Source organism: Shewanella sp. SW1 (assembly GCF_025653545.1).
In the GTDB taxonomy this organism is placed as follows: domain Bacteria; phylum Pseudomonadota; class Gammaproteobacteria; order Enterobacterales; family Shewanellaceae; genus Shewanella; species Shewanella oncorhynchi.
In genome coordinates this window covers 109,722-133,827 of the sequence record NZ_JAKKSG010000012.1, presented here as the reverse complement: position 1 = coordinate 133,827, position 24,106 = coordinate 109,722, and the positions used below count along the sequence as shown (strand labels likewise).

19 protein-coding genes and 1 pseudogene are annotated in these 24,106 nt (G+C 40.3%); 16 read left to right on the top strand and 4 right to left on the bottom strand.

Annotated elements, in window-relative coordinates; all coding sequences use genetic code 11:
• Window positions 1–44: 44 nt before the first annotated feature.
• On the bottom strand, window positions 45–353 hold the full coding sequence (locus L5M71_RS12535) for an EscU/YscU/HrcU family type III secretion system export apparatus switch protein (protein ID WP_028761167.1): 309 nt from the start codon (window positions 351–353) through the stop codon (window positions 45–47).
• A 61-nt stretch (window positions 354–414) separates the two neighbouring features.
• Window positions 415–2,322, bottom strand: a complete 1,908-nt coding sequence (locus L5M71_RS12530; RefSeq protein ID WP_263207728.1) for a hypothetical protein — start codon at window positions 2,320–2,322, stop codon at window positions 415–417.
• Window positions 2,323–2,541: 219 nt separating this feature from the next.
• Between L5M71_RS12530 and L5M71_RS12525 the strand changes: the two genes are divergently transcribed.
• Together L5M71_RS12525 and L5M71_RS12520 are read left to right on the top strand one after the other, a co-directional pair.
• On the top strand, window positions 2,542–3,327 hold the full coding sequence (locus tag L5M71_RS12525; RefSeq protein ID WP_263207725.1) for a VacJ family lipoprotein: 786 nt from the start codon (window positions 2,542–2,544) through the stop codon (window positions 3,325–3,327).
• 121 nt (window positions 3,328–3,448) lie between these two features.
• Window positions 3,449–4,552 (top strand): response regulator, encoded by a 1,104-nt coding sequence (locus L5M71_RS12520; protein ID WP_263207723.1) that lies wholly within the window; start codon window positions 3,449–3,451, stop codon window positions 4,550–4,552.
• 114 nt (window positions 4,553–4,666) lie between these two features.
• On the opposite strand, the gene L5M71_RS12515 is transcribed toward L5M71_RS12520, so the two are convergent.
• Together L5M71_RS12515 and L5M71_RS12510 are read right to left on the bottom strand one after the other, a co-directional pair.
• Window positions 4,667–6,172 carry a peptide MFS transporter gene (locus tag L5M71_RS12515; protein ID WP_263184951.1) on the bottom strand — a complete coding sequence of 502 codons (1,506 nt, stop codon included), beginning with the start codon at window positions 6,170–6,172 and terminating at the stop codon, window positions 4,667–4,669.
• Window positions 6,173–6,553: 381 nt separating this feature from the next.
• Window positions 6,554–7,045: pseudogene (locus L5M71_RS12510) on the bottom strand (IS110 family transposase); the annotation flags it as partial.
• A 627-nt stretch (window positions 7,046–7,672) separates the two neighbouring features.
• Here L5M71_RS12510 and L5M71_RS12505 point away from each other — a divergent pair.
• The 14 genes from L5M71_RS12505 to L5M71_RS12440 all read left to right on the top strand — a co-directional run bounded on the left by L5M71_RS12505 (window position 7,673) and on the right by L5M71_RS12440 (window position 23,788).
• Complete coding sequence (locus L5M71_RS12505; protein ID WP_263207720.1) at window positions 7,673–10,462, top strand: SLBB domain-containing protein; 2,790 nt, start codon at window positions 7,673–7,675, stop codon at window positions 10,460–10,462.
• Window positions 10,463–10,533: 71 nt separating this feature from the next.
• Window positions 10,534–11,589: a UDP-N-acetylglucosamine--undecaprenyl-phosphate N-acetylglucosaminephosphotransferase gene (gene wecA / locus L5M71_RS12500; protein WP_263207718.1), complete on the top strand. Its 1,056-nt coding sequence runs from the start codon at window positions 10,534–10,536 to the stop codon at window positions 11,587–11,589.
• 34 nt (window positions 11,590–11,623) lie between these two features.
• On the top strand, window positions 11,624–12,046 hold the full coding sequence (gspG, locus tag L5M71_RS12495; protein ID WP_263207716.1) for a type II secretion system major pseudopilin GspG: 423 nt from the start codon (window positions 11,624–11,626) through the stop codon (window positions 12,044–12,046).
• Window positions 12,046–13,713, top strand: coding sequence for a GspE/PulE family protein (locus L5M71_RS12490; protein WP_263207756.1), 1,668 nt, complete (start codon window positions 12,046–12,048; stop codon window positions 13,711–13,713). The genes gspG and L5M71_RS12490 overlap by 1 nt, the downstream gene beginning before the upstream one ends.
• Window positions 13,713–14,909, top strand: a complete 1,197-nt coding sequence (locus L5M71_RS12485) for a type II secretion system F family protein (RefSeq protein ID WP_263207714.1) — start codon at window positions 13,713–13,715, stop codon at window positions 14,907–14,909. The genes L5M71_RS12490 and L5M71_RS12485 overlap by 1 nt, the downstream gene beginning before the upstream one ends.
• A gap of 18 nt (window positions 14,910–14,927) precedes the next feature.
• Complete coding sequence (locus tag L5M71_RS12480; RefSeq protein ID WP_263207754.1) at window positions 14,928–15,374, top strand: type II secretion system protein; 447 nt, start codon at window positions 14,928–14,930, stop codon at window positions 15,372–15,374.
• The gene (locus L5M71_RS12475) at window positions 15,364–15,789 is read left to right on the top strand and encodes a prepilin-type N-terminal cleavage/methylation domain-containing protein (RefSeq protein ID WP_263207712.1); all 426 of its coding nucleotides are present in this window, start codon (window positions 15,364–15,366) and stop codon (window positions 15,787–15,789) included. The genes L5M71_RS12480 and L5M71_RS12475 overlap by 11 nt, the downstream gene beginning before the upstream one ends.
• Window positions 15,786–16,475 carry a type II secretion system protein J gene (locus tag L5M71_RS12470; protein ID WP_263207710.1) on the top strand — a complete coding sequence of 230 codons (690 nt, stop codon included), beginning with the start codon at window positions 15,786–15,788 and terminating at the stop codon, window positions 16,473–16,475. The genes L5M71_RS12475 and L5M71_RS12470 overlap by 4 nt, the downstream gene beginning before the upstream one ends.
• Entirely contained in the window at window positions 16,450–17,328 is an 879-nt protein-coding gene (locus L5M71_RS12465; RefSeq protein WP_263207708.1) for a general secretion pathway protein GspK, read from the top strand. Before L5M71_RS12470 ends, L5M71_RS12465 begins: the two co-directional genes overlap by 26 nt.
• 41 nt (window positions 17,329–17,369) lie before the next feature.
• Window positions 17,370–18,506 (top strand): hypothetical protein, encoded by a 1,137-nt coding sequence (locus L5M71_RS12460; protein ID WP_263207706.1) that lies wholly within the window; start codon window positions 17,370–17,372, stop codon window positions 18,504–18,506.
• A 1-nt stretch (window position 18,507) separates the two neighbouring features.
• On the top strand, window positions 18,508–19,080 hold the full coding sequence (locus L5M71_RS12455; RefSeq protein ID WP_263207704.1) for a hypothetical protein: 573 nt from the start codon (window positions 18,508–18,510) through the stop codon (window positions 19,078–19,080).
• Window positions 19,077–19,673, top strand: coding sequence for a hypothetical protein (locus L5M71_RS12450; protein WP_263207702.1), 597 nt, complete (start codon window positions 19,077–19,079; stop codon window positions 19,671–19,673). Before L5M71_RS12455 ends, L5M71_RS12450 begins: the two co-directional genes overlap by 4 nt.
• Before the next feature lie 180 nt (window positions 19,674–19,853).
• Window positions 19,854–21,926 (top strand): secretin N-terminal domain-containing protein, encoded by a 2,073-nt coding sequence (locus L5M71_RS12445; protein WP_263207700.1) that lies wholly within the window; start codon window positions 19,854–19,856, stop codon window positions 21,924–21,926.
• Between the two features lie 452 nt (window positions 21,927–22,378).
• Window positions 22,379–23,788 (top strand): hypothetical protein, encoded by a 1,410-nt coding sequence (locus L5M71_RS12440; RefSeq protein WP_263207698.1) that lies wholly within the window; start codon window positions 22,379–22,381, stop codon window positions 23,786–23,788.
• Window positions 23,789–24,106 lie beyond the last annotated feature (318 nt).

Here is a 24,106-nt window from a genome sequence, read left to right as displayed (position 1 = left end):
TATTGAATACTAAAAGCTAATTTTTCTGAATTAGCTTTTTTATTTTATGCCTTCTCGACAATTTTTTTATGCATATTATTCCATTGCTCAGGAAATTTACCGTCGAGCATATACACAAATGCAATCAGTTCGGCGATAAGCAGGTAAAGCTCCTTGGGAATTTCCTCTCCTAACTCTAGCAATTGCAAAAAATGGCTCAGATGGGGATCTTGATGGATATAAACGCCGTTAGCCTTAGCTAAGGCAATAATTTCTTCTGCGATAAGCCCTTCACCAGTCGCGACTATTTTAGGAGCGTTACGGCCATCGTAGCTCAGTGCGACAGCTTGTTTCGGTTCACTCTCTTCACTCATATCGTTATTTCCAATGTTTTGTATAATGAACTCAATATTAGTGTTGGAACATTGTCACTCATTAAGCTTTTGTCTTTACGAGGAAATGATCACCAGGTAATAAGGTTGCTGGTACTTGCGCTATTTGAGTTGATAGTTCTCCAGGCGTAAAACCCAGTTGTGATAGTTTTTGGCTTAAGGGCGTTAAAAAGTTATTAACCTTATTAAGTAGTATCTGACTATTGCCTTTAAACTGGATATCTAATTGTTGATTGTGGTTTTGGGCTGAAATCAGCAGAGGTCCTTGTGCTAGATTAAACTTCAGTTGTAAACGCCATCCCATTTTTTTATCTGGGTCATCAGGATCGGCTTCTTGCTCAAATTTCCCTTCCAGTTGCTCCTGTCGTTGGTTAATGCCATAGGGAAGGGCAAAGAACCACACCAAATTGCCAGCGCTCTCATTACTTGCCTGTTGGTATAAATGCAGGTTAGAGGCTAATAGTCCCATGCTATCAAGGCCTCCTGCTTTGCTCAGTTGCCCAAGAAGTTTAGTGGAGAAGCCCACTTTAGCTTGTAACTGCTCAAGGTAGTCGGCAAGCTTTTTGCTAACGGAATTCGAATTGTTATTGGCTTTAAAGCCAAGTAGCAATTGAAAAAGTGAGGTAATTGCACTCCCATTCATGAGCATAGAGGCTTGATTTGATTGAGGTGTAGCAAGATTTAGACTCGCTAGGCCGAGAATATTGGCTTTGAGTTCATCGATATCATTCAATTGGCTCAGTGGTGGTAGCCCTAAATGCGGTAGGTGTTTCAATAACTCAGATGCTAAATTCGAGCTGCTATTAGAACGAGATAGCTCAATAGGAAGTGCCCCCGCTTTATTGAACGCTTTTTGTAAGACATCAGCCACTTTTACCGAAGTGTCAGTCTTAGCATCATTGCTTTGTTGTTCACTCTTTTGGCTACTGGATCCATAAATATTCTTAAGTTTATTTATGTCTGTAGGACTCACACTTAGGATTTCTTGTGACGTTTTTGAGCCTTGAGGTAACCCGTTTTTGCTATTTACGTTTTCACCCATTTGTGATGCCGGTGATTGACCCACAAGCCGATTTTCAAGGGCTGAGTTTTGGGTGCTGATCTGACCTAAGTCTTTAGTTGTTGGCGTTATGACTTGCGCGTTAGAGATATTCTGTGAGCCAGTAGCAGTAGGCGCTGATGGAACATCTACTTTACTTTGAAGCTGCATTATATCGACTTTAGCCGTGACCATTTGTTTTGTGGGCTCAGGTAGAAAGTTGATATTTTCGAGTTTTTTTAGAAAGGACGCAATGATCTGGGCTGGTTCAATTTTCGCGATCACAAGATCAGAAGATGGTTTATTTGTGGGAACCTGAGTTTCATTTACTGGCGTCCCAATTATGATTTCGAGTTTGCTCTGTATTGGGGTGAGTAATAAAATAGGGCGCCCTTGTTGAAAGGCTATTTTCGCGATGAATTCACCTTGATTCAGCTGGGGTCCAGGATCTTGTGCTACAACGGTACCATTAGCAAATTGAAGCTCCTTGTTAACTATAGTGACGTTGGGTAATGGATAGCCCTGTGTGCGAGCCGCGAGCGCTGAAAGCTGCGTTTGAGAGATGCCATTTTGTTGCGCCAGATTGATCACTGCCTCAGGGATTTTCAGTACGAGAGGTGCAGCTAACGCAAGCAGTTGGCTAGTGGAGTTTTGCACTATCGTAGTTGGAGTTGAGCTGTTTTGCGCATTGGGCGTGACTAAAAAGCTATTAGCAGTCAACAATATTTGCCGCTGTTGAGCATTAACTAGCTTTAAATTATATTCTGTACCGTTTAGAATAATACTATCTCCTTCAGGTGATGTTTGCACCTGAGCTGGAATAGGGCGTGGAGTAGCATTGAGGGCATCAGTGCTAGCCATCGCAGTGTGTAACTGCGAATTTTGACTGCTGACAAGTGGAATCGACTCCATTTAATGACCTTATATAGTTTATCCTGCGATACATTCGTTTAGTAAAATTAACAATTGACCAATTTTTTTTGCCAAGTATGCTTATGCGCCTTGTGACAAAGGAACTGTCATACTGGATAGTATGCCACTAAGACGAATTATCTTTATATCGTCATTTTTGTATTGTCACTTTAGCGAAAATTTGATGTCTAAACTGTACATTTATATTAAGAGAGCGATATGAAGTTAAAATGGATGGGATTATCTTTGGGGTTAATGCTGTTGCCTAAAGTGCAATCGGCTGAAGTATCCCTACCAGATACCATTCAGCAGGAAACACCTGCTAAGGTACAAATTACCTATGACGATCCCCGCGATCCGTTCGAAGGCTTTAACCGAGCTATGTGGGACTTCAACTATCTCTACCTAGATAGATATTTATATCGTCCTGTAGCCCATGGTTATAACGATTATATTCCTACGCCTGCTAAAACAGGTATCAATAACTTTGTGCAGAATTTAGAGGAACCTAGCAGCTTAGTAAACAATGTGCTGCAGGGTAAGTGGGGCTGGGCAGCTAATGCTGGTGGACGCTTTACAATCAATTCTACTGTCGGCTTATTAGGTGTCATTGATGTCGCTGACATGATGGGTATGAGCCGCAAGCAAGATGAGTTTAATGAAGTGCTGGGTTATTATGGGGTGCCTAATGGACCTTACTTCATGGCGCCATTTGTGGGTCCTTATGTTGTGCGAGAACTCGCGTCTGATTGGGTTGATGGTCTATACTTCCCATTGTCTGAGTTAACAATGTGGCAATCCATTGTTAAATGGGGACTTAAAAACCTTCATTCTAGAGCATCAGCAATCGATCAAGAGCGACTTGTTGATAATGCACTCGATCCCTATGCCTTTGTCAAAGATGCATATTTACAGCACATGGACTATAAAGTCTATGATGGTAATGTCCCTCAAAAGCAAGATGATGATGAGTTGCTCGATCAGTATATGCAGGAGCTTGAGTAACCCTATTGGCCGTACTTGACAGCATTTGTCTTTAGTCATCAAATGCTAGCCTTGTTAAATTTTGTTATTGGCATATTCACTTGAGTAATGGCTATGCGATGAACTTTATTCGGGAACCTTTATGGCGTTAAATGGTGTTGCGGTTCTTTTAGTTGAAGATGACCCCGTGTTTAGGCAGATTGTTGCAAGCTTTCTCGATAGCAGAGGTGCGCAAGTTACACAAGCCTGTGATGGTGAACAAGGATTGTCAGTTTTTAAATCGCAGCGCTTCGATATTGTTCTTGCAGACTTGAGTATGCCTAAGCTCGGTGGGCTCGATATGCTTAAGGAAATGACAAGGTTAGCACCTTTAGTGCCTTCTATCGTGATCTCGGGTAATAATGTCATGGCTGACGTCGTAGAAGCCTTACGCATTGGCGCAAGTGATTATCTCGTTAAGCCAGTATCTGATTTATTTATTATTGAACAAGCCATTAAACAAAGCCTTCATAGTTCCTACATTGATGATACTCAAGCCGCAGATTTTGACGCGTTATCCCACCAAGAATTAAGTGATAATCTAGCATTGCTTGAGCAAAGTGTTGCTGCGGCAAAACAAGTTCAGCAACAACTCTTTCCCGCTTCAAATATTAGTTATCCGGCAGCCAAGGTTGACTATAGCCTTTATAAAAATAGCGATATAAGCAGTTATTTCATTGATTCAACTATGGTTGGTAGTGATCACCTGATTATGTACATGGCCCATTTGTACCCAGAGGATAATCGAGCTGCGTTTGCCTGCGTTCTGCTGAGAAGTTTTGTTAATCAGAAACTTAAAGATTTTCGAAATGGCCAGAGTCAAAGCATTATTGAACCCTTTAACATGATGAGCTATTTGAACGAGCGTTTAGTGAAATCTGGTCTCGATATTAAAGCCGATATGATTTATGTTGCCATTGAGCTAACTAAGTACCGTGCAGCTATTGCACAGGCTGGTAAGGGGCTGCGTTGTTATCTGCGTAATGACGAGGGATTAAGCCCGTTAGCACTGTCTGAGAGTCTTCAGCTTGGCGTGTTAGACTGGGGTAAACCGAGCATTCAGTTCCGAAGTATTTTACCGCAAGAACAGTTGTGTATTGCGACAAGTGAGCATGAGCATAAACAAGCTTTACTTGATAATAAGTTTAAGGGCTTAGTCTATGATGCAACGCTACCTGCTGGTGGTTTTCTACAGTTAAGCCTTTAGTTTTTTTGACGCTTTGGCTAAATTGAGTATACCGAATAGCTGACTTAACAAAAACGCCTTACTCTTGCGAGTAAGGCGTTTTGTTTTAACAGTCAAAACAGTTGAACAGGATAATTAACGTTTTATCGCTTCATGTTCAGCCGTCACTGCAATTTCACTTTCTAAGGCTTCGGCTTCAGTATGATGCTTGGTTTCTGCGCCATGCATCCAATCGACTAATTTGTCAGCCATAAAATACAGGATCACGCCAGACAGAGCCGCTGTAATCGCGATACCAGCAAAAATTGACATAGCATTAGCAAGTTGTTCCTCTTTGCCACCACCGTGACCAATCAAAGAGCCTACGATCCCAGCAACCTTGTTCGCCATCGCAATAAACAGGAACCAAGCGCCCATCATCAAAGAGGCAATACGCAGTGGAGCAAGCTTAGTCACCATAGACAAGCCAATAGGTGACAAACATAATTCACCCATAGTATGGAAGAAATAAGCACCCACTAACCACCACATGCTTGATTTAGCAGTAGGATCGCTACCCATCTCAACCACAGCGCCAATCATGAACAAGAAGCCAATCGCCAATAAGAACAAACCTAAGGCAAACTTTACTGGCGAGTTAGGTTCATTTTTACCTAAACGGATCCAGATAGAAGCAATTACAGGGGCAAATAACACAATAAAAATAGCGTTTAGCGATTGGAAATAAGTTGTGGGCACTTCCCAAGTACCTATGTAACGGTCAGTAAACTCATTGGTAAATAAGTTCATTAACCCGCCCGCTTGTTCAAAGCCCGCCCAGAAAATAATAGTGAACAAACCCAGCACCATAATTACCTTGAGACGATCACGCTCAATTTTAGTAAGTGGTTCTTTACGGGTATTACCTAGCTTAGCCTGGCGTTCACGTTCTAGCTTGGCCGCTGGCACGGTACCAATGTTACCTAACAGTTTTTGAGCAAATAAAAATTGAATCACCAGCGACAGCAGCATACCAATACCAGCACAGAAGAAACCTGCCTGCCAGTTATTAACAAAAACCTCTTGGCCATTAACCATTTCAGTGTGGCCAAAGCTAGTATAAGCCCAAGCAACAATAAAGCCGGATAATGCCGCACCTAAATTGATTCCCATATAGAAAATAGTAAATGCACCATCGCGACGGTGATCACCTTCCTCGTAGAGATCGCCCACCATAGTGGAAATGTTCGGCTTAAACAAACCATTACCCAGAATGAGGGTACCTAAACCGATATAAAAAATGGTCGTTTCAATACCAGGAAACCAAGCATGAGGCGCAGCTAGCATAAATTGGCCAGCCGCCATTAACGCACCACCAAAATAAATGGCTTTGCGCTGACCCAGAAAATTATCAGCTAACCAACCACCAATCAGCGGCGTTAAATACACTAACGCAGTAAAAGTACCATACAAGGATAAAGCATCAGCTTGGCTAAATCCTAAGCCGCCACCGCCTTGTTTACCCACCTGATCAACTAAATACAGTACCAAAATGGCACGCATTGCATAATAACTAAATCGTTCCCAAAGTTCTGTTGTAAACAGCAGGAACAATCCCTTGGGATGCCCAAGCATCGTTCCTTGTGGTTTTGCTACGCTCATGAAGTCTTCCACCTTAAGCTCGTGATTGCCTGTGGGCCCCTGAAACAGGATGATGTCACCACAGAAAAATGGTTGTTGCTCGTCCCAATATCGCCTGCAGGTTTAATCAAGCATTAATTCGCGCTATAGCATTCATTAATTGTTGAATAACCGCTAGTTACGTATGGGTTATTGTTACGTTCTTATAATAAAAGTAATGTGTTTAGCAGTAAAATGAGTATTTTCGCTAAAATCCCACCTTATATACCCCTTAAAAGCAACCAAAGTCAATTTTGGTAAGCTAAGTGGTGACATTATCAGCTGTTAAGTATTATCGCTATTATATCGCCGTGGCTTTTCATCAGTAACTTGTTGACCCTATTATGTAACGATCAGTTTTGATTCTAATAAATACAACTGAAACTCATAAAGTCTCTGACAATAGTAAATAACTTGTTATCAGTATCTTCAAGAATGAGTGGAATGCTTAGTATTTACTGACGGCGAGTTTTCACTACAATTGGGCCGTACTCAGTAAGGCAATCTTGCTGTTGATTCCAGTTAGCTGTGTGGTTTTCCTCCAAGCGTTCACTGATGCGCATTATAAGGATTGAATGTCATGGAGTTCGACGGCTTTTGGATACAAAACTGACCTTTGGCCGACAAGCTGTTTCAGCAAGAGCATAACATCGTTGATATAATTTTTATTGCCTCTGCAGCATGGATCCTCCATTCTCGAGAAGTATGGCCGAGTTTTTCGATAGCGCGTCCCTAGTAATTAGCGCAGTAGTAGTCTTCCATCAGAACGAACGCTCTAAGGGCCTGGAGGTTAATTTACGGTTTAAAAATGGTGTTTTCAGGGTTAAAGGCCGCGACTTGGAAGACATTTTTACTAAATCAATGTAGATGAGTTAATAGTTTATATCGGTCACCTCAAGTCAGATTTTTTGCACCTAAGTCATGGCCTATTTCGATGCCAAGACTGGTGTGTTTATCTTTGCAGTCAAGAAAGGTGTAAGGTATTGTTTTGTAATGGTAATATCTAATTTTTCATATGCGTTACAAAATTAAACATGTTGGTTCGCTTTTGCAGGAGAACAACATCATTCTTATATATGATTTTTGTGACTAAAATATTTTGTCAAGCTTATGTTTTTTTGTGTAAATTCTATGTTGGCTTGAGTCCTGCTCTACACTCCCTTCCACATGCATTAGGTATTTACATATTTAGGCATAGGCGTATCTTGTGCGATGAACATGTAGTCGAAGTCAGTTAATTCAGTTAGAATTCCGGCTCAAAAAGCGGTTACACTTGCGAACTGATTTCTTTTTCGAGGAGTGTAGTTTTGTTCAGCAGTGAAAAGGATTTTATCCGGCTGTAGAATGATCATTTATTGCACACTAATGTGTATATCTATTTGAATTGCATAGTTTTACTTTTTGTGTTTTGGTATGTTACCTGGCAATTAGTATTAAAATAGAAAATTTGTACATAAATACATAAATCAATGGAGATATCGGGTGTTACAACACGTCAAAAAATTCATCATATTAGGCATTAGTTTCGCCATATTGATTGGGGGGCAGGTACACGCAGCTACTCCATCTCCACAAATGATTGAACAATTCAAGAAATTACCTAAATCAGAACAAACACGTTTAGCTTCCCAATATGGCATAGATCCATCAATGCTGAGCAGTTTGAATGACAAGACGAATGCTAAATCAAGTTTAACAAACCCAACACTAGTCAATCCCAGAATTGATAAGAATTTAGAAGACTTTGATTCTGAGGAGAAAAGTGCAATTACACTTGAGGTTGAAAAGTACCTCAAAGAGAAAAAAGAATTTAAAGACAAAGAGTTGAAGAGGTTTGGTTATGACCTCTTTAATGGTGAGCCGACTACTTTTGCACCTGTGACAGACATTCCTGTTTCGAGTGATTATATTGTCGGACCAGGTGATACCGTGAAAGTGCAGTTATATGGAAAAGAGAATAAGCAACTTGACCTGTTAGTTGATCGCGACGGTAGTATTCGATTCCCTGAATTAGGGCCTGTTTCTGTATCTGGACTAACTTTTAGTGAATTGCGGGAGTCTTTATCATTAGTCATTAAGCAGCAAATGATTGGTGTAGAAGCTAATATCACTATGGGGGATTTGCGCTCAATCAGAATTTTTGTTGCCGGAGACGCGTATAAGCCTGGTTCATATACTGTCTCAAGTTTATCAACTATTACCCAAGCCTTGTTTGTGGCTGGCGGCCTTAATGAAATTGGTTCACTCCGTAATGTACAACTGAAACGCAGCGGTAAATTGATTGGTACCTTAGATCTATATGACTTATTGATGAGGGGTGATGCGTCTGGTGATCTTCGCCTGCAATCTGGTGATGTTGTTTTTATTCCAGCAGTAGGCGGATTGGTTACTGTTGATGGTGAAGTTCGTCGCCCAGCAATTTATGAAGTAAAAAATAATGAAACGATGGCCGATGTCATCACTATGGCAGCAGGCCTGAAGGCTGGTGCTTATCCCAAAGCAAGCTCTGTTGAACGTTATAATCGTGAAGGATTGAAATCATTTTTAAATGTTGATTTAACAACAGATAAAGGTAGAAACGTTCTCGTTTCGGCTGGAGACATTATTAATGTTAAAGGTGTTTCTAGTCAGTTTGAAAGTGCTATAACAGTTGTGGGAGCTGTTGTTCGTCCTGGTAAATATCAGTGGTATGAAGGTCAACGGGTCAGCGATTTATTACCTTCTCTCTGGGGTGATCTGTTAGTCTCAGCCGATCTAGACTACGCAATTATATTAAGGGAGATAAATAAGTATGGCGATGTTGAGGTCCATCAATTTGCGCCTAGTCAAGCTATCGTTAATCACTCTGTTACTGACGATTTACTGCTTGAACCCCGTGATAGGATTATAGTGTTTAATTTTAGTGATGATGATCAAAATCGTTACGAGTTGAATAAGTTAGTAAAAGCTCGAGTAAGTACCTTGAATGAGCTTAGTGATGAGAATTTCCTGACAAGTGACATTTTTAAGCAAGGTTTTTCTGAGTTAACAGCTTCGAGTTCCAAAAAGAGTGCTTTTGATAATAAGCAAGAATTAGCTGGTGTTGTTATCAATAAAACGAATAAGGAAGAGCAGCAGCAAGTAGCAACAATTAGCCAAGAAGTGAGTAAGATGTTGGCAAATTTGTTTGATGATCCTGCCTTGATTAAATTAAGTCATGTCATGACTCGTCAGGAGCTACTTTATCCTGTGATCCGTATGCTCACGATTCAAAGTCGAAATGGCAGTGAAGCACAGATAGTCTCAGTTAATGGGCAAGTTCGTTACCCTTCTGTATATCCATTAGCCGTCAATGGTGATGTTCGAGATCTAGTCGCTGCAGGTGGTGGTTTAAAAGAAGGCGCATACTTAGTCAGAGCCGAGTTAACGCGAACGCTTAATGATAACAATGGCTCAATTGTCTCACATCAGAATATTGAATTATCTAGAGCTTTGAGTCATGACGCTTCTGACAATATGCAGCTGAAGAGCCGTGATATCCTCACAGTGATGACCATTCCTGATTGGCAAGAGCATCAGTCGGTGGAAATACGTGGAGAAGTTAAATTTCCTGGTACATATAATATACGTCGTGGCGAAACTTTAGAGGCTGTCATTGAACGAGCCGGTGGATTCACTGATTATGCATACTTACCCTCAGCAGTGTTTGTGCGTGAGTCAGTGCGAAAACAGGAACAGCTAGAAATCCAGAAGTTAGCAGACCAACTCAGAAGAGAAATTGCAACTCGTGGTGTATCGAAAGATGGGAACGTTATCAATTACTCTGATGCACAGTTGATGTTAGATGATTTGCAAAACATCAGAGCAATCGGACGCCTTGTTGTTGATCTATCTGCTATATCTGTAGGTATAAAGCAAGCTGATTTACAATTAGAGAATCAGGATATTTTGTATATACCTTCTACTCAGCAGACAATTGCAGTAATGGGAGAGGTGCAAAATGCCGCCACACACAGATTTAAGCCTGGTTTAACAATTGAGCAGTACGTATCTATGTCAGGTGGCACACGTAAACGTGCCGATGATGATAGAATGTACGTTGTGAAAGCAAATGGTGCAGTAATGTTACCTACAAATTCATTCTGGTTTAGTAATGAAGATAAGCTACAGCCTGGCGATACAATTATCGTCCCATTAGATACTGAGTATAAAGATAATTTAACTTTATGGAGCCAGATTACTCAGATCATTTATAACACTGCTGTAGCAGTAGCAACTATTGGTAATTTATAACTGCGTATCTCATTGTTTATGTTTATGAGTGTGGGGGTAACTTCCCACACTTTTTGTTAGGATGATTAGTCATGGATTACATGATACCCCTTATTTCGGCTTTTATAGTTTCATTTGTAGCGATAAGCTGTGTTAGACCAATTGCCATTAAGGCTGGATTAGTTGATTCGCCTAATGCGCGAAAACAACATGTTGGTCAAGTACCTTTGATCGGTGGTTTGGCTATTTATCTAGCTGTTTTAACTACTAGTATGCTATTTATTCCTCATAGCCATGTTTTAAATATTTATCTATTAGCTTCATCAATGATGTTGTTTATAGGCATTCTAGACGACAGGTATGATCTTGCTGTAAGTTATCGCCTTGTTGCTCAAATGTTAGTTGCGGCAATGATGATTTTTGGGGCAGAGTATTACATCAAAGATTTTGGGAATCTGTTTGGTTTTGGAGTTATATCATTAGGTGTTGTTGGTGTTTTTATAACAACAGTTGCTGTTATTGGTGCAATTAACGCATTTAACATGGTTGATGGTATTGATGGATTAGCGGGTTCACTGAGTGTTATTACTTTCTCTGCACTTTTTTTATTACTTTATCTTGCTGGTAGTCATTGGTGTCTCTTGCCTCTGCTATTTATTGCAGCCTTGCTAGCCTATTTAATGTTTAATCTTGGTTGGCCATCCAAATTGCTTAGTAAAGTCTTTATGGGGGATGCAGGTAGTATGCTAATTGGTTTTACAATAGTGTGGCTGCTTGTTGTAAGTGTTGATGCTTCAATCAAAGCTTTTAGACCTGTAACGGCTCTTTACTTGATTGCAATTCCTTTAATGGATATGGTCGCTATTATGTATCGCAGAGTTAAGAAGGGCGAATCGCCTTTTAAACCAGACCGTGACCATTTGCACCATATTTTTATGCGTGCAGGTTTCAGCTCTAATCAGTCGCTTATCATTATCAGTTCTTGTGCGATATTAATTGCAGGGCTAGGCATATTAGGTGAGTTCTTTGTGCTTCCTGAAGTGTTTATGTTTTTGTTTTTTATTAGTATTTTTTTCGTTTACAGTTACGTCATTCAACATGTGTGGTTAATTTTATCTTGGTATAGAAACGTCACCGGAAAGGCTTAATTAGTTTTTAAAGTATGGTTTGAGAGGTTTTTGTATGTGTTTTACTCGCAAAGTTAATTTGTTATCGAAAAAAAACGGTTTTACACTCATTGAACTGTTAATTGTTATCGTTATTTTAGGCTTGCTTATGTCTCTAGTTGCACCTGCGATGTTTTCAAAAGTGGGTTCAAGTAAAACAAAGGCTGCAGCTGTTCAGATGGAGATGATGGCAACAGCTTTGGATACTTACAGATTAGATATAGGTAATTACCCATCTGCACTTAGTGAGTTGAGATCATCGACTAACCCCAAATGGGATGGTCCATATTTACCTAAAGATGTTCCCATGGACCCTTGGGGCAATCCGTATATTTATGCTGTACCAGGTGAACAAGGTTTACCCTTTACTCTAAAATCCTATGGTAAAAATGGTGTTGTGGGTGGTACTGACGAAGATCAAGACGTTATTTATCAATGATGAACGTTAATAATATACTGCAACAAGTATTGCATGTATCTCTGTCTGATATGGAAAAAGCCACCACATTTCAGCGTAAGTATGGTGGTCGTTTAGAGCATATATTAGTCAATATTGGCGCGCTTTCAGAGGATGCTCTTCCTACTTATTATGCAAAAATTCTTGATACTCAAATTATATCGGATGAAATTTTTAATGGACTTGACATTACTACATTGCGACAAATTGAGCATAATCAGTACTTAGCTCCTTATCACTGGTTTGTTATTGAACAACCAACAGATTTTTCCTTTCCTCATATTGTTGTCGCCAGTGACCCTTTTTCACCTGAAGCAAACCAATATATAGGACAAAAAAATCTCAATATTTCTTTATTGATTGCTACAGAAGCACAACTTCAGAGGCTCAAGCTACAGTTTGAGCAAACAGATACTGTCAATGTCTCCACTAATGAAGAACTTACTGATTTAGAAGAAGACCGTTTACGTGAGTTGGCCGGTGAAGCACCAACAGTTAATATGCTCAACTCTTTGATTTCTCGAGCCCTTAAAGCTAGAGCATCTGATATGCACTTAGAGCCTATAGGCAATCGATATCGTGTTCGCTTTAGAATTGATGGTGTTTTGCAGGAGGCTGATTGGATCCCACCACGAATGAGATTACCAATTGCTTCCCGTTTAAAGATTTTGTCTGGAATGGATATTGCTGAAAAGCGGCGTCCACAGGATGGCAAAATTGGAATGAAGATTGCCAATGAAGACTTAGATATTCGGGTTTCAGCGCTTCCGCTCCATGACGGTGAAAGTATTGTCATGCGTTTTTTAAGGCAGGATGCGATTAATTACAGTATGGAAGTACTGGGTCTTTCTGCGGATATTGAGCGTTCAATTCGTGAAGATATTAAGAAAACGGCCGGTGTTATCTTGCTTACTGGCCCAACTGGTTCAGGTAAAACGACGAGTCTTTATACTTTCTTAAACGCAATCAATAGTGAAAGTGTCAAAATTATTACCTTAGAAGATCCTGTTGAATATCAAATTGAAGGGATAAACCAAGTGCAAGTTCAAGCCAATATTGGATTTGACTTCGCCGCGGGTTTACGCAGTATCGTGCGTCAAGATCCTGATGTAATTATGCTCGGTGAGATCCGAGATAAAGAAACCGCTCAAATTGCGATGCAATCTGCACTGACGGGACACTTAGTATTTTCAACAGTACATACGAATGATGCTCCGAGTGCTTATACCCGATTACTGGATCTCGGTGCTGAAGAATACCTACTTAACGCTGCAATTGTCTCTATTGTGGCTCAACGTCTTGTGCGAAAACTTTGTGAGCATTGTTCACAACCTGATCCGTTGCAGTCTGAAAAAATAAGTCAGTATCAGTTAACAACCTTAGCTGATACTTATGGTTATGATATCAATTTGCAAAAGTCGATAGGCTGTGAGCATTGTGCTCATACGGGGTATCGTGGACGTGTCGCAATTGTGGAGTATTTACGTTGTGATGAAGCGATAAAAGCTTTACCAAAAGATGAGAATTTTCCAATAAATGCGTGGAAACTAAATCAAGCTCGTGGTGGTCGAACTTTACTGCAAGATGGGTTAGTCAAAGCTATTTTAGGGCAAACAACCATTGATGAAGTGATTAGAGTGGCTGGTTGATGGTTATTTTTGAATACAAAGCGTATGACTCAAGTGGTGCGGTTGTAAATAGCAGCATAGAGAGTGTTGATCTGGATACAGCTAAAAGTGCTCTTGTACAGCAAGGGCTACATTTAGTCTCGATAAAGATGAAACCAAGTACTCGCAATGGTAATTTGTTTACATCTGACAAATTAACATTAGATGAGTTAGAGTTTATAACCTCAGAATTATCTTTATTGCTGCGAAGTGGGGTTAAGATAGATCGTAGTTTGCATATTTTAAGCAAGGGGAAATCTAATTCACCATCGGGTAAGTTACTATCAGAACTTTCTTTAGCGGTTAAAAGAGGAGAGTCGCTTGCCGATGCGTTATCTCACCATCCACACTTTGATTCTCTTTATGTCAATTTAGTTAAAATGGGCGAAGCAAGTGGGGAGCTAAGTAGTGTCTTTGCAGGGTTAGCTCGTGATCTCACTTTTAGAAAAGAGTTAAAGGCTAAAATCGTTCAGGCACTAACTTATCCATCTGTTATTCTTGCAGTTTGTATTTTGGCTATTGTATTTGTTTTTAATTTTATTGTTCCACAAATGGGTGGGCTATTCGATGGTAATGACAATTTACCTCTTTATACCCAGTTTTTGCTCAATGCCAGTGAATGGATGCGAAACTATCAGTGGTGGCTTTTAGCTGCGATTGTATTGTCCGGAATTGGGATAAAATACGCCTTACAAAAAGGATTAATCAACGATTGGTTAGATGATACTTTGGTTAAGTTGCCAATATTTAAGTCTGCTATTTATCAGATTGAGCGTATTCGTTTTAACACCAGTATGGCGTTAATGCTTGATGCTGGTGTAAAGCTGGATAAAGCTATCGAGCTAGCGGCAGGCACCGTTAAGAATAGCGCTATTCGCCAAGGATTACATGCTGCAAAATCAAAAATTAAACGGGGTATAAGCCTCACTGAAGCCTTAAGCGTTAGTGTTATTTATCCTGATTTTTATGTTTCTTTACTTGAAGTGGGTGAAGAAAGTGGTCAGCTGAGCCCTGTGTTTGAAGAGATAGCTAGCCGTAGTCGTAATGATTTTGGAGCTTGGACTACTAAAATTACCAGTCTTCTTGAACCGTTGATGATTCTTGTTATGGGAGGCATTGTTGGCTCTGTCGTCGTTGTCATGCTACTTAGTATCATGTCTGTCAATGACGGTTTTTAGGTGACAGATGTGAAACGCATGCAGCAAGGAGTTACTCTAATCGAGTTACTGGTGGTTATTGTAATGCTTGGCATCGCAATAGCACTTGTTGGGCCATTAACGATATCGCAAGTTGATAAATTTAAAGCAAAAAACGAAGAGTTGTTATTAAAGCGTTGGTTAAAACAAGCGAGTTCAGATGCGTTCAAAATAGAAACATCAAAGAGTTATCTTTTAGATGGAAAAATAATCTACGAAGCCAATACGTTAAATCCTGAATCACCTGAGTTAGATAAGTTTGATATAGATAAGTTTGATATAGATAAAAAAGTCGTACTTGAGTTTAACGAATTGTTTTTTTTACCTACGGCATTGCATTTCAATCCAAACGGATATGCTTCTGCTAAACGTCTAACTTATACTGTTCGCGGTCAGTCTAACACGCTCAATATTGATGAATTATTAACTGGTCGTCATGAAAACTAACCGTCAAACTGGCTTTACGCTAATCGAAGTGCTTATTGCTGCGACGATTCTATTCGCTGTTATTGGCGTAGTCAGTCAAACTTATCGTTCTGCTATTATCTCAAGTGAAAAAGCGACTCGTTCTGTCGCCTTGTTGGGAATAACTCCTTTGCTATTAGATACTATTCAATTTCGTTTAAAGCAAGCTGATGTTGATAAGGTTATTACTGATGAAGGGGTAATTGATGGTTTTCAATTTGATTGGACTGCTAAAGTAATAAAGGCAGCGTCACCTCCAGCAAGATTTAGCCCAGAAGAAGGCGAGGTCGTTACATTTGATAATAAATTTTTTCTTTGGAAAGTGGTGCTGACAATTAAACAAGAAGATTATAGTCAAACCTTTGAGTTTGAGAACCTTGCATGGGGAACTCAATGAGACAGACTAAGGGTTTTACGTTAATTGAAGTACTGATCGCTATGCTGCTTTTAAGTATAGTCATGTTTATTGGCAGTTTGAGTTTTTCTGTTTTCAGTCAGCGTTGGCAGAAGGACATGGGACATTTTACTCTTCAGGCCGAGCAGGCTAAGAAGTTTTTTTTACTCCAACGTACTATCCAAGGCATTTCGAATTATTTTGTTTTAGATGCAAAAAAAAATCCTGTTTACTTTTTTTTAGGTAGTCCGGGTCACTTAGTGTTTGTTACTAATCGCCCAATATTTGCAGCTGAGGGCCAAGCATTGGTGCGTTTATCCGTATTACCGCTTGAAGGTGGTAAGCAGCAATTAGTTTATCAAGAAACTGACTTTACCAAATCTCCGCTTTTTAGCTTATCGCCCCTCCCCGCGCCTGAGAATACGCTGGTTTTGTTAACTGCTGAACGAATTCGATTTAATTATTTTGGCTGGGAAAATCTTGAAGCTAAAGCATCATTTTATGATGATGAAATATTTACCAAGCAAACACCTATTTGGCAGGACGAATATTTATCACAGCTGACATCAATATTGCCTAATGCTATCAATATAACTTGGGGGGATAATGAACCGATAATTTTCCCTTTAGCAAATGATAATGCTTTCCAGCTAATGTACACCAATGAAAAGCGAAGCGATGGTGAATAAGTTAAATCAAAAGGGTATAGCCTTAATTCAAGTACTTCTACTCAGTACCATTCTTGCCATAATGGCGCTACAGTTCACTTTGTCTAGTCGTCAGCAGGTTAGGCTGGCAGCTGATTTTAAAGATAAAATCTTAGCTGATATTGGGCTGCGAACTCTTGAAAGCCAAGTGTTGATGGCTTTATTGTCATTACCTAAAAGCCCAGATACTGAAATGATACAGCAACAGGATGCCATTGGGAAAGAATGGAATTTTTATGGTGAGCCCTTTTCTGTTACTCCTGATATTCAAGTAAGTATTCAGGATATTAATGGGCAAATATCCATTTACGGATTATCAAATCTTACTCCATTTCGACAATTATTAGCGGTTTTGGGAAAGAGTGATCCGCAGGTTAGAGAAATTATCGATAACTTATTGTATTGGCAAGGGAAAAAAGATAGCAATTACACAACTCCTACAAATCAGGCTGTTCGCAGTAATTACATGGTAAGTAAAACTGAACTAAAGCATATCCGAGGTATTGATGATGACTTATATAGGAAATTGGAACCATTAGTCACGACGTTTCAAACTTATCAATACAATCCTCTGATTGCCCCGAAACTCATTTTACAGAGTGCGCTACCAAGCGATGTATACCAAGAGCTTAAAAAATTGCGTGAAACTGGTGAATTAACATCCAGTCGCTATCTAGAGTTATCTCCCGGATTTGATGATGATGTAATGACTTTCCAGTCTGGTAGTCGTTTTGAGGTGAAGTTATTGGTCAAAAAAGGGAGTGCTGTAGCGAAGCGCAGTGTAATCTGGTACATTCGCCCTGAAAATCGCATTCCTGTAGTATGGCTGCAGTAGTTTACTCAAATATATTTGATTGCTAATTAAAAGAATGAAAAATGCATAAGGTTAAAGCAAAGTTTTTTAAATACCTATATCGATTTTTTTTGGGACAAGTCGTTTACGCTGATAAAGTGTTGTTTAGTATCGCACTTGACGATCAAGGTGTTGATTTTCATAAAAATACAATATGGCATGAGTGCGAGTCTTCAACTGCGAAAATCGCTATTTTGAGTCGTGCTTGCTACCGCGAGCAATTGCAATGGTACCCAATCACCAAGAGATCTGACGTATTAAATTTAGTTCGTCTCCAGTTAGTGAACGCTAACTGCGTAGTTCTTCATGTTATTGGCAATGTTGTCAACGGTAAAACCCCCGTGACTTATTACTATCTAGACAATTTGCCTGATGGTATACAGCCTTGGCTTTTTCTGCCAGAGACTTTGTTATTAGCTCAGCAGCTTAAACAGGGGGAACTACTCAGTTATCCTAGTGTGGATAACTCGCGGACACTGTTTGTGGCAAATGCTATTGGAGGCGTTGTCTCTGCGTTTAAGGGGGGGATGATTCAGTCATCACTGCAATTTGCACTATCGCAGGGACTGACAATAACGCAAGATAGAGACCTTACCGGTCATGAAATGCGCGCTTTGTTATTGACGCAGCTCTATAAATTTTATCAATTACCACTTACGGGCCTCGTTAATCGCCACAACTTTGATTCGCAAACTACGCTGAAGAAGCTCGCCTCAATGGCGCTGCCAGCAGTCTTGGTCGTCACCTTATATCTAGTGGTGACTGAAAAAGCTGCTAACTTAATGGTTGAGTCTAATGCCCATGAGTTGGCACAGGCGAGAGTAGAAGCTAATAACATCTTAAAACAACGCCAAGACATACTCGATATGAGTTCGCGTTTTCAGTTGTTAGACAAGTATTTGCCAGAAAATGGTCAACTATTAAAGCTGTGGCAAGTGCTTGCTCCACTATATAAAGCTGGAGTGACATTTCAAACGATTCAAACAACTCAAGGTAAAGTAGTGCTCCGGATTGAAACTGATTCTGCCTCAAAGGTGCTTGGGCTACTGATCTCTCAACCGGGGGTTTCGGAAGCTCAATTTGATAGTGCTGTTCGTCGTCAGGGAAACATAGATTCAGCGACGATTAGTTTCACTCTTCAACCTAATGAGGTGAGCTAGCATGGAGTCTCTGGCTAAGTATAAAAATCTATTGTTGCTCTTAGGCGTATTATTGCTCGCTAAATTTATTTGGGTGCCATTATGGGACTCGAAGCAAGCTTATTGGCAGCAGCTTTCACAGGGACAACATAATCTTGCCAAAATGCAGGCATTGATTACATTATCGGCTCCGATGTCGGAGCGAAATGCTCAAATGTCACAGCTCTTGAGTGACGCAGAAAATTCGACTCCTCAAGCTGATGAGTTAACTAACTACAAGTTAGCGACTCAGAGTGCTATTGAAGCATTATTTAAACGTTACGATTTATTGTTAGCGAGTACAGCATGGCGTGATGGTATTAATGAGCAGGATATTCATATATTGCTCTTGGATTTACGCTTTAATGGCAAGCTTAAAAGTTATCTAGCTTTACTTCAGGAGTTTGAAGAAAATAAAGCATTTATTAATCTTACCGTCGTTAACGATCAGTTGATCATTCGCGGGCAGACTGCTGACAGTTTAGGCTTTGTCGATGGTAATGTCTCTTTGCAGTTGGCAGTGAAAATATTGCCATCAGCCGAGGGGGGAAAATGATTTCTACTTTAAAAGCCCATTTTACCTTACGATTTATCCTCATCACATTAGGGACTAGTATTGTGCTTGCTGGACTCGATACTGTATTTAATAGCAGTGGAGCCCCATTAGTTGAGTCTGATTTACTGCCAACATTGCCTATTTCGACTAAGCGTACCGTTACGCCTCACAGTGCTCATTCACTAGATGATTACGCAACTTTTGACGTGACTAAAGTTGCTACTGCTGAGGTTAATGATAACGTATCACACACCGAAATAGGCATGAATGAAACTGAACAAGCACAGCAGCAAGGATTGATTCCTAAGCTCTACATTGGGGATAGAATTTATCGGCTTGATGCACTGGTTAAGCGTTTGCAAACTTCTGCTCTCTTGAAAGTGACATCTACTGATGGAACAGAAATAAAGGACGGTATAGTGGCATTACAGCTGGGTGATATCTTAGGGCCTTACACCGTTACTGGCATAGATTCGAGACGTTTAGAATTATCAGCAGGCGAACGTAAGATTTGGTTAGCATTATTTACCCCCAATAGTGGCAAATTAGGGGCTGAAATATCACCACCTGTAACGAGTAATGTGAAGCAGTAAGCCATGCTATGATTGAAAATAAAGATTAGAACGATATTGTTATATTAGGATCAAAGGCTCCAGATTTTAACCATACAATATTGTCGGTTTAGAAAGTATTTTAGCTTCCGAGTGAAAGTTATAAATAGTCCACTTTGCGATTAAAAGCAGGTAAGTGTAACCATGATGAATGAGCGAGACATGCGTAACCTTTATATAAATTATTTCCGTCCTGCGAGTGCGATGCTCGCCGTAACCATTCTGTTATCGGGATGCGCAAGTTGGCCGACGCCAGAACGAACACCTAAGAAAATTGACAACTCATATCTCGAACAGCCTCTTGTGTCGGGGGCGGCTAACAATGCTTCAGAGCAACCCTCAATTGCTAAAGATAATGGACTGCAATTGCAGAAGAGTTCGTTCACTAAGGTTCCTTCGTTAGGTAAAACCAATCAAGGGTTCACTAATGATGTCGCGATTGTTGATCTTTTTAGTGCTAAACCTTCCTTAACTATTGCTGCCGACAATATGGCATTGATTGATTTTTTACATTACAGCTTTGGTGATTTGCTCAAGGCCAGTTATATCTTAGGCGAAGGTTTAGAGGCTGACGGCAGCGCTGTGAGCTTGAATGTCCAAGATGAAATTAGTCCACAAAAACTATATACGTTAACTGAGCAACTGTTGCTTGCACGTGGGATTGGTGTTAAACGCCAAGATGAACTTTTGTATATTTACAAAATATCTAAAAATGGTCCTAATTCAATGTCTGTTGGCTATGGTCGTACAGCCGACTCTGTGCCTAATGCCATTAATGTGCAGCAAATTGTACCAATGAGATATTTGATTAATCCCAATGCTCTTGCAACGCTCAGGGAAGTTACGCAGGTGACGACGACTGTTGATCTATCGCAGGGGATATTATTTTTAACGGGAGAGCGTCAACAGGTTGTCAGAGCATTAGAGTTATTAGCGTTACTCGATGCACCAGGCAGTCGTAGTCGCAATATTGGCTTTTTAACATTGACCTATATTGATGCCGAAAGCTTCATCACTTCAGTGACTGAAATATTAAAGAACGAAGGTATCATGACGGGAGCGGTTAGCCCAGATAACCGAGTGTCATTCGTACCTATTAATCAGTTGGGCGCTGTTGCAGTGTTTGCCAGTGAGGCGGATTTCATCAGTCGCGTACAATATTGGGCAACCCAATTAGATAAACCGAGTAAAGGGAAAGACTTACAGTATTTTGTCTACTCGCCGCAATTTGCCCGCGCCTCAGACTTAGGTCAAAGCGTGTCGGCCTTAATCAGTGGCCGTTCAGCTGGGTTGCAACAAGCGGAAAAAGCCTCTGAAGATAAAGCCGCCACCATAGAGAACCGCAGCGCCAATACCAGCGGCAATAATAATGCCAGTAATGACAAGATGAACATGGTGGTGGATGAGCGCTCTAATAGCCTAATCTTCTATACATCGGGTGCTGAGTATCAGGCCATGTTGCCTCTGGTGGCTCGTCTAGATGTTATGCCTAAACAAGTCATGCTCGAAGTGGCTATTGCTGAAGTCACCATGACAGATGAATTTAAGTTTGGTGTGGATGTCGCTTTTAGCTCAGGTAACTTCAGTTTTAGCAATGCTTTTGGTGCCAAGGACATTGGTGGCTCCGTATTGAAATGGGCTAGTGGTGGCAACACAATTGATGCCCAAGCCTTTGAGAGCAATAAGTGGGTGAATGTATTGTCAAAACCAACCTTGCTGGTCCGCGACGGTGTCGCTGCCAGCATTCAAGTAGGTACTGATATTCCTGTCGTAGGTAAAACTACCACTGACCCGACAACCGGTACCTCACGTTCAGTTGAATACCGTAAAACCGGTATTAGCGTTAAAGTCACCCCGACCATTAATGCCCAAGGCGTAGTGATAATGACCATAGACCAAACCAACAGTAATACGGTTGATGGTGGTTCTGAGGTTGAGGGTAACCCGCAAATTTTCGAGCGTAGTCTAAGCACTGAAGTGGTCGCCGAAAGTGGCCAGACAGTGATTATGGGTGGTTTAATTAGCGAGAATAATAACGACAACAGTTCAGGTTTGCCTGGCCTGCGTAGTTTGCCTTTTATTGGCCCTTTATTTGGCACCACGACTAACAGTAAAATTAAAACAGAGTTGGTGATTATGGTGACGCCAAAAGTCATTAGTCGCAGTGACGAATGGGACGATATTAAGGCTAAGTTGAAACAAGGTTTAGAGTACATTGAGTTGCCACAGCAATAAGCTGTTAGTGTTATCAATGTAAATTTATAAATAACAAAAGTATCAGCTTGATAGCTCATGAATGAGGCCTGCAAAGGCCTCTTTTTTGTTTGGTTATTATTTAGTTATCTCTGATGTAGTTTGGTCAATTAGTGCTTTACGTGGTTGATGCAAGTGTTATTTACTGTTCGAATAGTCAGCAAAAACGCCATCAAATCGCGATAAAGTTAGCATTTTGAGTGGCTTTTGAGCCATATACGCAATATACAGTTGACATCTATTATCGAATCCATACACTAAAGGCCGAGAAGTTGAAGTAAGGGCGCGCGCTAGGGGTCTAGTGCTCCTGGCTTAACTTTACAGATTTTGACTTTCTCAAGAAAGTTGTAATAAAAACATGGAACAAAAGTCGTCAATAAAACAGTTTGTTATTGCTTCTTGTTCCAATTTCATGAAATTGGAGAATTGGATTTATGAACAAGGTATTTAAAGCCTCAATTATCGCAGCAACCTTAGCCGCTGCTTTTGGCGCTAACGCAGCTGATATCACAATTGATAACAAGCTAAGCATTACTAAAGAAGCTGCTGCTGCTGGTGTTGCATCAGTTGCTTATGGTGCTAAAATCACTTTTTACAACCGTCAAGAACTGTCTGCTGGCGACGTTGTGACTCTGACTTTCCCAATCGGAACTGTACTGACTAGTGCAACCACATTCGTGGGTGCTGGTGTCGGTTCGTTTGAAACTCCAGTGTTTGTTGCAGGTTCTGCAACTGTTGCTCCAACATTGACAATGAAAGTTGCAACTGGTAGCCCAGTATTAAACAACTCTAAAACTGAAGTTGGCATAGTTGGCTTCTTACCTAAAGTAGGTAATGCTGTTTATACTGCAGCTGATGGCTTTAGCGGTGCAGCAAAAGACACTACAGGTACTAACTCTGTAGCGCTGACGACTTCTACTGATCAAGAAGTTGTAGCTGTTGCGACTAAGTTCAACGGCTTCCTGAAGCGTGATGCTCGCGGTACTTTCGAAACTTCTAAAGGTGTTTTAGTAGCTGAAGTGAGTGTTTCTCGCCCAACTGCAACTACAGTTGCAGCTATCACGGCTGAAACTTTGTCTCTAACAGGCAAAAACTTCGATACAGTAAAATCTGTTCAAGCTGCTATTTGTAGCGATGGTGCTACTCCAGCAGTAGATGTAACTTCAGGCCAACCAGTATTTAGCTGTACTGGTCCTGCAACTCTAGAAGATGTAACTGTTCTAGCAGCTGCAGCTACTTGTGGTGGTGTTGCATGTGTTGCTCCAGCTAAACCAGATACTTTTACTTTTGATACAAGCTCTTTAACTGCTGCATTACCAACTGTTTCAACTGGTAAATCAGGTAAAATTGCTATCGCTTTCACTTCTAACCAAGCTAAAACTTTCCCAGTTGGCTCTTTAACTGCTGATCGTTCAGTTACTTATACTAAAGTTACTGCAACTAACAACCCAGTGTTTGATTATGTTAAAGCTGCTGACATCGGTAAGTTCCAGTTAGACGCTTCTGTTGTTAACGTTCCTTACCTACCAGTAGGTTTAGGCTTAACACCAAACGTTGAAATTGCTAACGCTGGTTCAACTGACGCTGCAATCCAACTAGAAGCATTCGACCAAAACGGTGTTGCTTACGGTCCAGTTGCTATTGCTAAAGTTGCTAAGAAAGGCGCAGTAACTAAAGTTGCTGAAGCGGATATCGAAGCTGCATTTGGTTTAGGCAAAGATTCAGGTAAGAAGTTAAGCGTAACTTTCGTACTTGACGCTGATGCTGCTGATATCACTTTAGCTCCTTACTACCGTCAAAATGAAAGCCGTGTAAACGTGCTTTCTGACCAATACAAAAAGTAATTAATTTACTTTAGTATTTAAAAACGAGCCTTATGGCTCGTTTTTTTTATACCAAAAATAATGCTATGCCATACCCATTTGGGTTTTAAATGCTTTATGTCGAAAAATTAATGTATTTAATACTGGATTTAATGAGATAAACATGCGACTTATAGCTTTGTTTGTTTTATAATCAATTTGCTTTAATTCTAAATACGGTTAATCCAATTGCTGTACAAATATCCATTTCATGAATTTTAAGCCCTAACTTGTTTAGGGCTTTTTTTTATCATTTTTGCGATGCGACTTATTAAGCAGGAAAGTTGCAGTAGGGTAATC

Coding starts and splice junctions, on each gene's coding strand:
- L5M71_RS12470 (WP_263207710.1), top strand. CDS start 15,786: ATGAGACAGACTAAGGGTTTTACGTTAATTGAAGTACTGATCGCTATG.
- L5M71_RS12480 (WP_263207754.1), top strand. CDS start 14,928: ATGCAGCAAGGAGTTACTCTAATCGAGTTACTGGTGGTTATTGTAATG.
- L5M71_RS12440 (WP_263207698.1), top strand. CDS start 22,379: ATGAACAAGGTATTTAAAGCCTCAATTATCGCAGCAACCTTAGCCGCT.
- L5M71_RS12445 (WP_263207700.1), top strand. CDS start 19,854: ATGCGTAACCTTTATATAAATTATTTCCGTCCTGCGAGTGCGATGCTC.
- L5M71_RS12460 (WP_263207706.1), top strand. CDS start 17,370: ATGCATAAGGTTAAAGCAAAGTTTTTTAAATACCTATATCGATTTTTT.
- L5M71_RS12475 (WP_263207712.1), top strand. CDS start 15,364: ATGAAAACTAACCGTCAAACTGGCTTTACGCTAATCGAAGTGCTTATT.
- L5M71_RS12455 (WP_263207704.1), top strand. CDS start 18,508: ATGGAGTCTCTGGCTAAGTATAAAAATCTATTGTTGCTCTTAGGCGTA.
- L5M71_RS12465 (WP_263207708.1), top strand. CDS start 16,450: ATGAAAAGCGAAGCGATGGTGAATAAGTTAAATCAAAAGGGTATAGCC.
- L5M71_RS12490 (WP_263207756.1), top strand. CDS start 12,046: ATGAACGTTAATAATATACTGCAACAAGTATTGCATGTATCTCTGTCT.
- L5M71_RS12530 (WP_263207728.1), bottom strand. CDS start 2,322: ATGGAGTCGATTCCACTTGTCAGCAGTCAAAATTCGCAGTTACACACT.
- L5M71_RS12535 (WP_028761167.1), bottom strand. CDS start 353: ATGAGTGAAGAGAGTGAACCGAAACAAGCTGTCGCACTGAGCTACGAT.
- L5M71_RS12515 (WP_263184951.1), bottom strand. CDS start 6,172: ATGAGCGTAGCAAAACCACAAGGAACGATGCTTGGGCATCCCAAGGGA.
- gspG (WP_263207716.1), top strand. CDS start 11,624: ATGTGTTTTACTCGCAAAGTTAATTTGTTATCGAAAAAAAACGGTTTT.
- wecA (WP_263207718.1), top strand. CDS start 10,534: ATGGATTACATGATACCCCTTATTTCGGCTTTTATAGTTTCATTTGTA.
- L5M71_RS12520 (WP_263207723.1), top strand. CDS start 3,449: ATGGCGTTAAATGGTGTTGCGGTTCTTTTAGTTGAAGATGACCCCGTG.
- L5M71_RS12485 (WP_263207714.1), top strand. CDS start 13,713: ATGGTTATTTTTGAATACAAAGCGTATGACTCAAGTGGTGCGGTTGTA.
- L5M71_RS12525 (WP_263207725.1), top strand. CDS start 2,542: ATGAAGTTAAAATGGATGGGATTATCTTTGGGGTTAATGCTGTTGCCT.
- L5M71_RS12450 (WP_263207702.1), top strand. CDS start 19,077: ATGATTTCTACTTTAAAAGCCCATTTTACCTTACGATTTATCCTCATC.